A 14,097-nucleotide genomic window follows, 5' to 3' on the forward strand; every position below is an offset into this window, starting at 1 on the left:
GGCAGGTTTTACCAAGCTGTGTGCTCCCTGGTAATCCCTAACTTCTAAATTTTAATGCAAACCTCAATAAAAGGCTTTGCTTTTTACTTGCGTGGATCGGCTACACACCCGGCGATGGCGGAGGCGGCGGCCACAGCGGGAGAGGCCAGGATGACCTCGCTGGTCACATGGCCCATGCGGCCCACGAAGTTGCGGTTGGTGGTGGAAACGGTACGCTCTCCCTCCGCCATGACGCCCATATGACCACCAAGACAGGGGCCGCAGGTTGGGGTGGATACAGCTGCCCCGGCCTGGATAAAGGTTTCAATGAGTCCCTCCTTCATGGCCTGAAGGATGATCTCCTGTGTGGCGGGGATAACAACACACCGGACATTTGCGGCCACCTTTTTCCCCTTCATGATAGCGGCGGCGATGCGCAGATCCTGGATACGTCCGTTGGTGCAGGAGCCAATGACCACCTGGTCAATGGGCAGCCCAGCCACCTCGCTGACCACCTTGGTATTTTCCGGCAGATGCGGCATAGCCACAGTAGGCTCCAACTGGTCGAGGTCAATGACCACCTCGCGCTCGTATACGGCGTCGGAGTCGGCGCAAAATGCCTCACAGGGGCGGTTCACACGGCCATTAATATACTCCATGGTCCTCTCGTCTACTGGGAAAATACCGTTCTTGCCCCCTGCCTCAATGGCCATGTTGGAAATGGTGAAACGGTCGTCCATGGTCAGGGAAGCTACTCCCTCGCCCGTGAACTCTAGGGACTGATACAGAGCTCCATCCACTCCGATGGTCCCGATAAGATGGAGGATGACATCCTTGCCGGACACATGGGGCTGCAGCTTGCCCTTCAATGTGACCTTGATGGCGGAGGGCACCTTGAACCACAGCAGTCCCGTGGCCATGGCGGCAGCCATGTCGGTGGAGCCGATGCCGGTGGAGAAGGCTCCCAGAGCTCCGTATGTACAGGTGTGGGAGTCGGCCCCTACGATGATCTCACCGGGGGCACACAGGCCTTTTTCTGGGAGCAGAGCATGCTCCACGCCCATCTGGCCCACATCGAAAAAGTTTGTGATCTGGTGCTTATGCGCAAATTCTCTGGCCTGCTTGCACAGCTGGGCCGACTTGATGTCCTTGCAGGGGGTGTAGTGGTCCAGGACAATGGTGATCTTATCTTTGTTAAAGACCTGGGTAAATCCGGCCTTTTCAAACTCGGTAATAGCCACAGGAGTGGTGATGTCATTCCCCAGCACCATATCCAGCTTGGCCTCAATGAGCTGCCCTACTTCCACCTGTTCCAGTCCAGCGTGTTTGGCCAGTATCTTCTGTGTCATGGTCATTCCCATAAAATTTACCTCCTTGCCGTTGTTAACGATATGGTAGCAGACGGATTTGAAAAAGAATGTAAACTATGTTACAATTAAATCAAAAATTGATTTTTCTCTTTTTGACGGGAGCCGTTGGCAGCCCAAAATGACAAATGCCATTTTCAGGAGTGAGCAGGATGGGCAAAAATAGGGCAACACTGATCTACTTGGAAGATTGTATCCTTATAAGCAAGAAGAATTATAAGGATTGGCAGGAAATCCAACTTGAGTTTTGGCGAGGCTATAAGGCGAGTCTATCTCCAATGACCAGCGAAGAAATGATCGATTTTTTCCAAGATGAGTATGGTGAAGAACCTTGCTGGCCGTTCTCTAAAAATGAGATTCTCCATTTCTTTCACTGTCAATGTGAAATGATCCGGTCAGAAACACTCAGATAAAAATATAGGCAATCAGATAGGAGCTTGATTCAATGAATCTGTACATCGCTTTTTTAAGGGGCGTCAATATCAGCGGCAAAAATAAAATTCCCATGGCGGAACTAAAAACAGGTTTTGAAAATCTGGGCTTTGGAGCGGTCAAAACATACCTAAATAGTGGAAATGTCCTCTTTTCTAGCGACCGGAACGGCAGAGAGGAATTAGCCAGTCAGATTGAGAGCATGATAAAAGTCAAATTTGGTGTTGACATACCGGTCTTTGTCATCTTAAGGCAGGAGCTGGAGGATATCCTGCAAAACGCCCCCGCTTGGTGGGGCGCCGGACGAGAAGGGATATACGATAACCTGATCTTTATTATGCCGCCGGCTGTCTTTTCCCAGGTATCGGACGAGATTGGGGCGCCCAGAGAAGGACTGGAACAGATTCAGAACTATAAAGAAGCTATCTTCTGGTCATTCAGCCGGAAGGACTATCAGAAAACAAATTGGTGGCCCAAGACCGCCAGCGCCGCTATTAGTAGAAAACTGACCATCCGAACGGCAAACACTGTCAGGAAACTGGTTGGAATGTAACATCTTCTCCCCTCCCTATCAGGACGAACTCTAATCTGTCTCGATATCAGTTGATGATCAGGAGCGATACGCTATATGAATGCCTTTGATTTGGACTTTCCCGCTCACATCTGGGCGCCTTTTGCCCAGGGGCGTCCCCCAATCCGGTGCTCACCGGGCTATCTGATCTATCTTCAGGGGACCGAGGCCACCTGCTTCTACTATCTGAAGGAGGGGCAAGTGCGCAGCTTCATCCAGTCAGAGGACGGCGCGGAGCGGGCGCTCAATGTCTACGGCCCTGGCAGCCTATTTGGAGAGGCCTCCTTTTTTGACGAGCTGCCGCGAGTATCCTCTGCTGTGGCCCTCACAAGCTGTGAGATCGTGGCGATTGACCGGGAGCTGGTCACCGAGGAGATTGAAAAGGACCCAGAACTGGCCCTGGCTATGATGAAATATCTTGCCAGAACTGTGCGCCTGCTCTCTACTCAACTGGACCAGATGGCCTTCCGCCCGGCGCAATGGCGGATCGCCCGATATCTGCTGTCACTCTCCCCCACCGGTGGCCCGGTCCGCTGTACACAGGAGGACATCGCCTCCTCTGTATCTGCCAGCCGAGTGACCGTGAGCCGTGTTCTGAACCAGTTGGCTCGGCAGGGCATCATTGAACTGGGCTACAGCACCATCTTCGTATGGGATATAGAAGCCCTGAAAAAAACCTGTCAAGTTTGAAAGGGAGGGAAAACCATCGGTTTTCCCTCCCTTTCCTGTTCTGTTTACCTTCTGTCATAGATACATTCTACCATTTCTCCCCGCCTGCAACAGTCAGTCAGATGCAGGAAGGTACTCTCCTCCCGCTCTCCGAACAAGCGGATGCCGCCCCCCAGCAGGACAGGCAGGATGGTCAAACGAATCTGGTCGATTTGGCCGGCCTCTGCCGCCTGGCGGACCAGCTCTGCCCCTCCGCACAACCAGATATTCTTCCCTTTTTCTTCCTTCAAACAGTCTAACAGTTGATCCAACGGCCCGTTAAAAAAATGGATGCCTTTTTGATCGTCCAGATGGCGGTGGGTCAATACATAGGTCGTCAACCCCTGATAGGGCCACTGATCTGGAGAGAGCTGTGTGGTCACCTGATGGTAGGTCTTATATCCCATGAGAACAGTATCGACCTTTTGGATAAACTCGTCATAGCCGCTGTTCTCCTCACCCTTAGATGCCTGTTCCAGCCAGTCCACCCCTCCCTGGCGGTCTGCGATGAAACCGTCTAAGCTCACGGCAATATAGAGAATAACCTTTCTCATACAGGCATACCACCTATTGAGATAGCTCGTTCCAGCGCTACATCGATATTCGGCTGGAAATTTTCCGCTCCTACTAAATCATACATACCAGATTTTCGAAAGACTGACATGGGCTGTTCGTTCACATGGGAAAATACTACATTAATATTTTTTCTTACACACTCGTCATAAAGGCGGCGCAGACCATTTAAGGCTGTGATATCCATAGCGGGGACTGACCGCATCCGCAAAATCAGAACCCGACATCCATTGTCCCGCTCCATATGTGGGATCTTATCGGCGGCGCCGAAAAACATAGGACCGCTGATCTCATATACCATGACATAGGCCGGTACAGGCTTCAGGCGGCCCTGTTCATCTCCCGTGTCCTCCACATACTCCCACTCCTTGACGACCGCTACGTCGGCCATACGCTTCATAAACAGCAGGCAGGCCAGGGACAACCCCACCCCAATGGCCACCACCAGATCAAAGGCTACTGTGAGGATGAAAGTGAGGACCAAAACCGCGATGTCACTTTTGGGTGAAGTCTTTGCTACCTTCAGTACAGTACGCCAGCCACTCATATTGTAGGCCACCTGGAATAGGATGGCCGCTATGCAGGGCATCGGGATCAGTGCCGCGTAAGGCATCAGAAGGACCAGAACCAGAAGCAGCACCAGAGCGTGTACCATGCCGGCCACAGGGGATGTGCCGCCGTTTTTGATGTTGGCGGCGGTACGCGCGATGGCACCGGTCGCTGGAATACCTCCGAACAGGGCCGAGGCGCTATTTCCTACCCCCTGGGCCACCAGTTCCATATTGGAATTATGCCGTGAGCCGATCATCTCATCTGCCACAACTGCGGACAGCAGAGATTCGATGGCCGCCAGCACAGCGATGGTGAAGGCGTCCGGCAGGACCGCGGACACTGTCTCATAGGACAGATCGGGCATTTGGAACTCAGGCAGCGCACTGGAAATGACATAGAGATCGCCAATCGTATTGACCGGCAGATCTAGCAGCCCAACCACCGCCGCCGTCAACAGTACCGCGATCAGTGAGGCAGGTATCCTTTGCGAAACCCTAGGCCAGAGGAGCAGGATCGACAGGGACAGTATCCCAACCGCCATGGCAGCCGGGTTGACGGTATGGAAGGTTCGAACCACTTCTTCCAGCTTTTCCATCGTTTCTACAGGGGCCTGCTGAAAGGTCAACCCAAAGAAATCCTTTAGCTGGCCAATCACGATTGTGACTGCGATACCGGCAGTAAATCCGATTGTAATAGTATAAGGGATAAACTTAATCATACTGCCCATATGAAGAATCCCCATCAGTACCAGCATGACGCCGGCCAGCAAAGTAGCCGTAGCCAGTCCAGCCATTCCGCTGCGGGCCACGATACCTGCTACAATGGTGGCAAAGGCCGCGGTGGGACCTGCGATCTGCACTTTACTCCCGCCCAAGGCAGAGATCAAGAATCCAGCCACAATAGCTGTATAGAGGCCCTGTTCCGGAGATACACCAGAGGCCAGAGCCAAAGCAATGGAGAGCGGCAGGGCAATAATGGCGACGATCACTCCTGCGGCCAGGTCTTTCAAAAACCGATCTTTGGAATAGCCCTTTAGACATCGAAAAAGCTGGGGTTTTAAATCAGTCATCTTTTCTCCTCCTCAATAATAAAACACACAACTTTTTTATCATAGTCGCTATTCCAGCCCTTTTCAAGGGTTTTCTCTATTTTGTTTCATATTAAAAATACGGGGCCGAAAAACGGCCCCGCATATGGTACAGCTTTCAATTTTCTTTCCTATGCCGCCCCGTTGGTCACCCTCGCCTCTGGGAAATAGTCCATAGGGTCTACCCAAACTCCATCCAGCATCGTTTCAAAATGGAGGTGGTATCCGGTGCTTTTTCCTGTTTTTCCCACCGCCCCGATTTGTTGACCAGCTGTGACCTGATTGCCCTCCTGGCAGAAATCGCCAGACACAAGATGGGCGTATTTGGTGCTTAGACCTCCGCCGTGGGAGAGCTCCACATAATTGCCGTACTCCGTGTTATAGCCCACTTCGGTCACTGTACCCTGAGCGGCAGCCAGCACGGGGGTCTCCTTCTCCAAAACGAAGTCGATCCCCATATGCTCCGATCGCTTCCCGGTAATTGGGTGGACTCTGCCTTCAAACAGGGCACTGATCTTGACCTCTTGCCCCCCTTCAAAGGGCCAGGACAACTCGGCAGGGACGGACACCTCCTCCGACGGCACAGGCCCCTGTACTACAGTCGGTTCCGCCGCGGAGGAGGTACGCTCTCCGCCCGCGTAGGCCCCTACCACTACAAAAGAGATCGCTGCGGCGGCTGTCACCACCCAAAGGGCCGCTTTTGTCAGCTTTGATGTTTTTCTTACCTTCATAATCGCCTCAATCCTTTCTCTCAAACAATTTTTTTGACTTCCAAAGGGTGCAGAGAGAGGACGCACTCCCCTGCCCTGGCGCTCCGCCGCCCACAATAGCGTCCTTCCATAGTTCGTCCGCTGGTGCAGGGACATATTTTTGACCACCTCCTGGTCACAAGACAGCTCGCTATCCCTGTCTATGGCCCTTGCCATCAGCCAGACAACTGGATCAAACCAGTACAGCGAGGTCACCAATACCACCAGATGTTTATAGGCCAGGTCCCGGCGCCGCCAGTGGACCAGCTCATGGGAGAGGGCATAGAGCAGGGCGCGTCGTTCCAGCTTCTCCTCTGGAAGGTAAATGATGGGGCGGAATAGGCCGATCAGTACAGGGCTTTCGACTCCCCCTGTCCGCAAGAGGAGTGGGACGTCCTTTCGCCTGCCAGCCAACTGCCGATAGACCGCCTGTTCCCATTCGTCTGCTGGGTAAGCCGTTCTGTCCAGCTCTTGCCGGAGGCGGCGGCAGCCAAAATAGCGGGCCGCCAGCGCGGTGATAGCGCCTAAGCCCCAAAGGGCAGCCAGTACATAAGGCCAAAATTTCGTTTCCGATTTATCTCCCTCTCCAGCAATCGTGATGGCCCCTTCCTTTTCCGGAACAGGCCGCCCCTCCCCTGCTTCAGAAACCGTCACCCAAAGCTCCGCCGGCCGCTCCATCAGCCGGTCACTCAGGCTCTGCTGGGTACCCAGAGGGCACAGGAACCGGAGCAGTGCCAATAGCCAAAGATAATACCAAAAGGCTCTCGGGGTTCGTTTCTTTAACAGGGTGCGGAAAAATGCCACTGTCACAGCCATCAGGCTTCCTGAAAGGGACAGCGACATCAGCAGCAGCAAGTGATCAGCCATGGCTCCCCTCCCGGTCCAGCAGAGCCCTCAGCTCATCTAAGTCCTGATCGGTCAGCTGATCTCCCCGCACCAGGCTGGCCACCAAATCTTTGGCACTTCCCCGGTAAACCCTCTGAATCAGAGAGCGGGTAGACCATCGCTGATAATCCTCCCTGTTCAAGACAGGGCGATAATAAAAGGACTCTCTCCTTCTGGCCTCTACCGCCCCTTTCTCGCACAGGCGGCGCAAAAGAGTCTTGATTGTAGAGCTGTCCCAGCCACGGCGCTCCTCCAGCCGCTTTCGTATGGGCGCGATGGGCAGGGCCTCCTCTGCCTCCCAGAGCACCTCTAACACTTCCAGCTCTGAATCTGATATTTTGGCCGCTATGTCCTGCATGGTACCTACCTCCTAAAGCAGTCTACACTTGTAACCCTTTATAAGTCTACAACTGTAACCTGCTTTTGTCAAGGATTTTTTAAGGAGGCGGGCCCCGAACAGATCGGGCGCCCGCCTCCTTCTCCTTACAGCTTACCTGCCCAATGCAGGATGGCATCTCGCAGGAACTGTGCACATCCATCTGTCTCTCTGTCATAGTAAGCGGTAAACCGCTCATCTGCCACATATAATTCGGCCAGTCCCTTATGCCTGTCCACATCATACTGATTTCCGGAGATCGTAAGCCAGCGGCGATGGAGAGCCGCCAGCTCCTCCCCTTTCTCTCCCGATGGGGCGTCACCCATTTCTACAGCCTGCCGAAGTTTGGAGCGTATCTCCTGACCGAGAGACTCCCACTGACGATACTGCTCTTGTGTCAGCCCCATCACAGACGCATTGGCCTGGTCCATCTCCTGGTCACCGTATGTTTGGCGGATCTCCGCCCCATATCTTTTCTCATTTTCCTCTACGGCACGCCGCTTAAAAGCCTGAAATTTCTGTTCATCCATCATAACATCATTCCTTTCCAATGACAGGATAGTTTCCTTTACAGAACCTATCAGCTTTTCGATTCTGGCCCTTTCTGCCATCAACGTGGACAGATGGCTCCGCAGGGCAGACAATCGATTGAAGGAGGGGTCGTCCAGACTTTCCCGTATCCGCGCCAGCTCCACCCCGAGGGCACGGTAATACAGGATATCCTGGAGTCGGTCCACCTCAGCCGGGCCATAATAACGGTATCCGCTCTCAGCGGTACGGCTCGGCTTCAGCAGGCCGATCTTGTCGTACCAGCGCAGCGCGCGGGTGGTCACGCCAGCCAGCTTCGACATTTCCTGAATCGAATATTCCATCGCTTTCCCTCCTTGCTCTGCATTGTATCAGTTGACGTTGCGTAAAAGTCAACCCTGTTTTTTTATTTTCTCATTTCTTCCAGCGGTTCCGTTTTTATCCAATTTTAATGCGCTCTTGATTGCTTTTTTTTAAAAAATCGTCTATGATATATTATGATATTTTTTCAGCACCATCAGAACTATGATAAAAGGAGAATTAATTTGAAAAAAGAACGGTCTGGGTCCCCTTTCCTCAAAACAGGCTTTGGGCGCACCCTTCTCAGTCTGGTCATCACAGCGGTGGTTGGCTTCCTCTACTTTTATGTCAGTCTGCCTGCCATCAATCCCCAGTCCAGTGATTTTTACACCTTCCTCGCCCTTCTATGTGTCGTCTATGTGATCTGTGTGTTTTTGCTGTCCGGTGCCCCCAGAGACAACGTGGTACGCACCCCGGCTGAAAAGCTGAAGGAGTGGGTCCGGTTTGTCAAAAGCCGCTGTCTTCCGGTCGGCATCCTGTTCGTGGTGGTATTGGCGGTCGCGCTGGTGGGGCAGATTATTTCCCTGCCCATCTTCCGCGCGTCCTCTTACCGGGATCTGCTCACAGTAGAGGATGGTAAGTTCACGGAAGACATCAGCCAAATCTCTTTTGATAAGATCCCCACTCTAGATCGGGAGTCCGCCGAGTATCTGGGTGACCGTCAGATGGGTACACTCAGCGATATGGTCAGTCAGTTTGAATACTCCAATGACTCCACCCAGATCAACTACCAGGGGCGGCCTGTCCGGGTGGCTCCTATCGCCTACGCTGATCTCATCAAGTGGTTTACCAACCGGAGCGAGGGCCTGCCCGCCTATGTATTGGTAGACATGGTCACCCAGGAGGCCACAGTTACTCGCTTGACTGAGGGCATGAAGTACTCCTTCTCCGAGCCCCTGAACCGGAACATCATGCGCCATCTCCGTTTCCAGTACCCCACTTTTCTCTTTGACACCCCCCAATTTGAGATTGACGAGGATGGACACCCCTGGTGGATCGCTCCCCGAGTGGTCAAGACCATCGGTCTGTTCGGTGGCCGGGATATCCAGGGGGCCGTACTGTGCGACGCCATTACCGGGGAGAGCGTCTATTACGACATCAGCGAAGTCCCAACCTGGGTAGACAATGTGTATACCCCCGCCCTGATCATGGAGCAGTACGATTACCATGGAACCCTGGTCAACGGCTTCATCAATTCCATTCTGGGCCAGCGGGGTGTGACTGTCACCACCGAGGGGTATAACTATATCGCTCTCAACGATGACGTGTATGTGTATACTGGTATTACTTCCGCAAACGCTGACCAGTCCAACCTAGGCTTCCTGCTCAGTAACCAGAGGACCAAGGAGACCAAATTTTATGATGCTCCCGGCGCTACAGAGTATGCCGCCATGGCTTCTGCACAGGGCGTGGTCCAGGACTTGGGATATGAGGCTACCTTCCCCCTGCTGCTGAACATCGCTGGAGAGCCCACCTATTTCATCCCCCTTAAGGATGCAGCCAGTTTGGTAAAGAGTTACGCTATGGTCAATGTGGCCCGATATGATATCGTGGCTACTGGAAACTCAGTCACCGCCTGTGAGCAGGCCTATATCCGTCAGCTCACCGAAAAGGGAGTAACACAGGCGGAAGAGCTTCCCCAGACGCAGGTCAGCGGCATTGTGGCAGAAATTCGGAGTGCTGTGCTGGAGGGCAACACCTACTATTTCGTCCGTCTGGAGGGAGAGGACGTGTTTTACTCCATCTCCGCCGCTCAGAACCGTGAGGTAGTCACCTTGAATGTTGGGGACCTGGTCACCATTGACCACGCGGTGGCCGCCGAAGGGAGCCAAAGCAGTATTCTGGACGGCTATTCCCTGGCCATTTTGGACGTCATCGGCGAAGCTGATAGCCCCACCGACACTACCCCCCAGCCCGCGGACTCATCTTTCAGCCCTTTGGACAGTGAGCAGATCGGCATCATCGGCGGAGCCGATGGCCTCACCGCTATTATCACACAGCCCAAGGCATAAGTCACACAGGAGCGCCAGTTATCTGGCGCTCCTGTGCCATGTTTGGATTAATTTCTCTTTCTGTTCCCGGCGAAGCTTTTTGAGCGCCAGCTCCCGGCGCAGGGCGGCAGGCTTGTCTGGCTGCGCCTCTGTGTAGCATAGCTCTAGCGGGCCTCTCCCCCTGGTATATTTGGCCCCTCTGCCCGCCCGGTGAGCGGCTAGGCGGCGGTCTACGTCGTCGGTGATCCCAGTATACAGTGTCCCATCTCCACAGCGGAGGATATAAACAAACCACGACACTCCTCTCCCCCCTTGCTGAATCATAGTGAAAAAATGGGATGTGCCGGTATCAGAAGAAAACGATTCCAATATTTTTCTTTCCAGAAAAAGTCTATCACAGAAATAAAACATCTACAAGGAAATCATCCCTCTTCGTTCAATCTTTTATTGCCATTCTTTTTATAAAGTGTTAAAATAAAATGATATTATATGGGCGCTTATCCTCTGTGCCCTAAAATAAAGGAGCAACACCAGATGGACGAAAAAAAAGTAATGCTCTCCGGCATCCAGCCCAGCGGAGATCTGCACCTGGGTAACTACCTGGGTGCCATCAAAAATTGGGCCGCCCGGGCCGAGGAGTTCGACTGCTACTATTTTATGGCAGATATGCACACCATCACCGTCCGGCAGGACCCCGCCGCCCTGCGGCGCCGCACGCTGGAGCAGCTGGCCCAGTACATCGCCTGCGGCCTGGATCCTGAAAAAAACACTCTCTTCATCCAGTCTCATGTCCCTGCCCACGCGGAGCTGGGCTGGGTACTCAACTGCTACACCATGTTTGGCGAGCTGTCCCGGATGACTCAGTTCAAGGACAAATCCGCCAAGCATAAGGACAACATCAACGGCGGTTTGTTCACCTATCCCGCTCTCATGGCGGCCGATATTCTCCTCTACCAGCCCGACTTTGTCCCCGTTGGAGAGGATCAGAAGCAGCACGTGGAGCTGACCCGGAACATTGTCCAGCGTTTCAACGGGATTTACGGTGATGTATTCAAAATGCCGGAGCCCTATATCCCGAAGGCCGGTGCCCGTATTATGGGACTGACTACTCCTGATTCCAAGATGTCTAAGTCCATCCCAGAGGGCTGTGTCTTCCTGATGGAGAAGCCGGAGGACATCGCCAGAAAGTTCAAGCGGGCTATCACCGACAGCGACACGGAGCGATGCGTCCATTTCGACCCGGAGCACAAGCCAGGAGTGGCCAACCTGATGAACATTTATTCCGCCGTCACTGGTAAGACCTTTGAGGAGATTGAGGCCGAGTTTGACGGCCTAGGCTATGGCAAATTCAAGCCCGCTGTGGGCGAGGCAGTCGTGGAGTGCCTGCGCCCCATCCGGGAGGAGGCTACCCACATTTTGGCGGATAAGGCTTATCTGGAGAAGGTCTACACCGAAGGGGCCCAGAAGGCATCCTATGTAGCGAACAAGACGCTTCGTAAGGTCTATAAAAAGGTAGGCTTTGTGGCCCGCTGACTCTATTTTGCCACTTCATCCGCCTCTGCGGCTTGGCCCGAAGGGCAAAGCTGGTCAGAAAAACGCAAAAGAGGATTTGATATGCCGATTCAACTTTCTGTGGTGGGGATGGCTTTGGCCGCCCTGCTAACCGCCGCGGTGGTATCTCTGATTGCCACTCCTGTTGTGAAATCGCTGGCCTTTCGTGTCGGCGCGGTGGATATCCCAAAGGACGGGCGGAGGATGCATGACCACCCGATCCCCCGTATGGGTGGACTGGCCATCTTTTTTGGCTTCATGCTCAGCGTCCTCCTATTTGTCCCGCTGACGGAGCAGTTGCGGGGAATGCTTTTAGGCGGTGTCATCATCGTCATACTAGGAATTTTTGACGACATCTATGCCCTCCCCGCCAAACCTAAATTCTTGGTACAGATCGCCGCTGCCCTTGTCGCCGTGTGGGCGGGGAATAAGATCGAGTTCCTCTCCAACCCTAATATTTTCAGTAGCGAGCCTTACTGGGAGCTGGGATGGCTGTCTATCCCCATCTCTGTATTGTGGATTGTGGGCATCACAAACGCCGTCAATCTGATTGACGGTCTGGACGGACTGGCTTGCGGAGTTTCCACCATCAGCTCCATGACTCTACTGGTCATCGCTTTGACTGTATCTGAGCCGGATGTGGCCCTTCTGATGGCCGCCCTGGCCGGTGCCTGCATCGGCTTCCTGCCCTATAACCTGAATCCCGCCAAAATCTTTATGGGGGACACCGGGTCAACCTTTTTGGGCTTTATCCTGGCCTCTGTGTCCATTCAGGGGCTGTTCAAGTTCCACATGATCATCTCCTTTGCGGTCCCATTCCTCATGCTTGGTCTGCCCATTTTTGACACCTGTTTCGCAATCCTCCGTCGGGTATCCAAGGGGCAGTCCCCTATGACTCCAGACCGTGGGCACATCCACCATCGGCTGATCGACATGGGCTTTTCCCAAAAGCAGGCAGTCGCTGTGCTCTATATCATCAGTGCGATCCTAGGCCTGTCCGCCGTAGTGCTGACCACCAGTGGGGTATTCAAAGCCATGTTGTTTCTGGTCGCGCTTTGCGCGGCCGGCGGTCTGGCTGCCGGCCTGTTTCTGACACACAATGACGGGAGGCATACGCCTCAGGACCCAGGAAGGCATCACAAGACACAGATTTCTGGCAACGACAACTTCTTTGGTGAGGAGGACCAGTCTGAAAAATGAGCGACCTGAAAGTTATGACGATCTTCGGCACCCGGCCGGAGGCCATCAAAATGGCCCCTCTGGCCCTGGAGCTATCGAAACGCCCCGGCATAGACGCTCTGTGCTGTGTCACAGCTCAACACCGGGAGATGTTGGACTCTGTACTGGATATTTTTCGGTTAAAACCTGACTACGACTTGAATATCATGGAGCCCCGACAGACCTTATCCACTATCACCTCTAAATGCCTGCTGGGCATGGAGCAGGTGCTGGAGGAGGCGAAGCCTGACCTTGTACTGGTCCACGGGGATACTTCCACTACCTTTGCGGGGGCTCTGGCCGCGTTCTATCACAAGATACCAGTAGGCCACGTGGAGGCCGGCCTTCGAACCTATGACAAGTGGTCTCCCTTTCCAGAAGAAATGAACCGAAAAATGGTGGGATCTATCGCCGATCTGCACTTTTGCCCCACTGTGTCAAACCGGGACAACCTAACCCGTGAAAATATTACGAACGGGATTTTTCTCACAGGTAACACGGTCATTGATGCCCTTCAAACTACAGTGAGAAAGGATTTTTCCTTTACAGAAAGGCTCCTTGACCAGTTGGAGTATGAAAAACGAAAAGTTGTATTAGTTACCTGCCATCGGAGGGAAAACTATGGTCAGCCCATGGAGGATATCATGGCTGCTCTGGCCTATATTGCCCGGACTCATCCCGAGGTATCTCTGGTCTACCCTGTCCACCTCTCCCCTGTGGTCCAGGAGTGCGCCCATCGGCATCTAGACGGCGTTGAAAACGCCCACCTGATCCCCCCCCTAAATGTGGAGGAGATGCACAATCTGATGGCCCGGTGTTATATGGTCATGACTGACTCCGGCGGTCTTCAGGAGGAGGCTCCCGCTCTTGGTAAGCCCGTTCTTGTCCTCCGCCGGGAGACCGAGCGACCTGAAGCCGTTAAGGCGGGCACGGCTAGACTGGCCGGCGTGGATTACAGCCGCATCACAGCGATGGCCGAGGAACTTCTGGAAAACCCAGATGCCTACGCTGCGATGGCCCATGCCGTCAATCCCTATGGAGATGGCCAGGCCTGCCGCCGGATTGTGGACGCTATTCAGTGGCACTTCGGCCAGCGCAAGGAGCCTCCGGACGAATTTTTGATTTGAGTCTGTTTTGACTCATCTGCTCTATTAATCCCAAAAAATCTTG

At 53.6% G+C, this 14,097-nt stretch carries 13 protein-coding genes; 6 read left to right on the forward strand and 7 right to left on the reverse strand.

Going from position 1 to position 14,097, the window contains the following annotated elements; translation table 11 throughout:
* Nucleotides 1-83 precede the first annotated feature (83 nt).
* Nucleotides 84-1,340 carry a 3-isopropylmalate dehydratase large subunit gene (leuC, locus tag OCV64_RS12815; protein ID WP_262670252.1) on the reverse strand — a complete coding sequence of 419 codons (1,257 nt, stop codon included), beginning with the start codon at nucleotides 1,338-1,340 and terminating at the stop codon, nucleotides 84-86.
* 451 nt (nucleotides 1,341-1,791) lie between these two features.
* On the opposite strand from leuC, the gene OCV64_RS12820 reads away from it, so the two are divergent.
* Entirely contained in the window at nucleotides 1,792-2,331 is a 540-nt protein-coding gene (locus tag OCV64_RS12820) for a DUF1697 domain-containing protein (protein WP_262670253.1), read from the forward strand.
* Between the two features lie 75 nt (nucleotides 2,332-2,406).
* Nucleotides 2,407-3,039 (forward strand): Crp/Fnr family transcriptional regulator, encoded by a 633-nt coding sequence (locus tag OCV64_RS12825; protein WP_262670254.1) that lies wholly within the window; start codon nucleotides 2,407-2,409, stop codon nucleotides 3,037-3,039.
* Nucleotides 3,040-3,083: 44 nt separating this feature from the next.
* Here the strand turns inward: OCV64_RS12825 and OCV64_RS12830 are convergent, their stop codons facing one another.
* The 5 genes from OCV64_RS12830 to OCV64_RS12850 all read right to left on the reverse strand — a co-directional run bounded on the left by OCV64_RS12830 (nucleotide 3,084) and on the right by OCV64_RS12850 (nucleotide 8,151).
* On the reverse strand, nucleotides 3,084-3,611 hold the full coding sequence (locus tag OCV64_RS12830) for a dihydrofolate reductase family protein (protein ID WP_262670255.1): 528 nt from the start codon (nucleotides 3,609-3,611) through the stop codon (nucleotides 3,084-3,086).
* Nucleotides 3,608-5,251 (reverse strand): SulP family inorganic anion transporter, encoded by a 1,644-nt coding sequence (locus OCV64_RS12835; RefSeq protein WP_262670256.1) that lies wholly within the window; start codon nucleotides 5,249-5,251, stop codon nucleotides 3,608-3,610. Before OCV64_RS12835 ends, OCV64_RS12830 begins: the two co-directional genes overlap by 4 nt.
* 149 nt (nucleotides 5,252-5,400) lie before the next feature.
* Nucleotides 5,401-6,885, reverse strand: a complete 1,485-nt coding sequence (locus tag OCV64_RS12840) for a M23/M56 family metallopeptidase (protein ID WP_262670257.1) — start codon at nucleotides 6,883-6,885, stop codon at nucleotides 5,401-5,403.
* Entirely contained in the window at nucleotides 6,878-7,261 is a 384-nt protein-coding gene (locus tag OCV64_RS12845) for a BlaI/MecI/CopY family transcriptional regulator (RefSeq protein ID WP_147571816.1), read from the reverse strand. Before OCV64_RS12845 ends, OCV64_RS12840 begins: the two co-directional genes overlap by 8 nt.
* Nucleotides 7,262-7,386: 125 nt before the next feature.
* Entirely contained in the window at nucleotides 7,387-8,151 is a 765-nt protein-coding gene (locus OCV64_RS12850) for a MerR family transcriptional regulator (protein ID WP_262670258.1), read from the reverse strand.
* 201 nt (nucleotides 8,152-8,352) lie between these two features.
* On the opposite strand from OCV64_RS12850, the gene OCV64_RS12855 reads away from it, so the two are divergent.
* Nucleotides 8,353-10,179 (forward strand): CvpA family protein, encoded by a 1,827-nt coding sequence (locus OCV64_RS12855; protein ID WP_262670259.1) that lies wholly within the window; start codon nucleotides 8,353-8,355, stop codon nucleotides 10,177-10,179.
* Between the two features lie 18 nt (nucleotides 10,180-10,197).
* On the opposite strand, the gene OCV64_RS12860 is transcribed toward OCV64_RS12855, so the two are convergent.
* Nucleotides 10,198-10,458 carry a GIY-YIG nuclease family protein gene (locus OCV64_RS12860; RefSeq protein WP_147571818.1) on the reverse strand — a complete coding sequence of 87 codons (261 nt, stop codon included), beginning with the start codon at nucleotides 10,456-10,458 and terminating at the stop codon, nucleotides 10,198-10,200.
* A 234-nt stretch (nucleotides 10,459-10,692) separates the two neighbouring features.
* Here OCV64_RS12860 and trpS point away from each other — a divergent pair, with 234 nt between their 5' ends.
* The 3 genes from trpS (at nucleotide 10,693) to wecB (ending at nucleotide 14,054) form a co-directional block, all read left to right on the forward strand.
* Nucleotides 10,693-11,691 (forward strand): tryptophan--tRNA ligase, encoded by a 999-nt coding sequence (gene trpS, locus OCV64_RS12865; RefSeq protein ID WP_147571819.1) that lies wholly within the window; start codon nucleotides 10,693-10,695, stop codon nucleotides 11,689-11,691.
* A gap of 81 nt (nucleotides 11,692-11,772) precedes the next feature.
* Nucleotides 11,773-12,909, forward strand: a complete 1,137-nt coding sequence (locus OCV64_RS12870) for an MraY family glycosyltransferase (protein ID WP_147571820.1) — start codon at nucleotides 11,773-11,775, stop codon at nucleotides 12,907-12,909.
* On the forward strand, nucleotides 12,906-14,054 hold the full coding sequence (gene wecB / locus OCV64_RS12875) for a non-hydrolyzing UDP-N-acetylglucosamine 2-epimerase (protein ID WP_147571821.1): 1,149 nt from the start codon (nucleotides 12,906-12,908) through the stop codon (nucleotides 14,052-14,054). The genes OCV64_RS12870 and wecB overlap by 4 nt, the downstream gene beginning before the upstream one ends.
* Nucleotides 14,055-14,097 lie beyond the last annotated feature (43 nt).

The organism is Muriventricola aceti (genome assembly GCF_025567565.1).
Taxonomy (GTDB): Bacteria; Bacillota; Clostridia; order Oscillospirales; family Oscillospiraceae; genus Lawsonibacter; species Lawsonibacter aceti.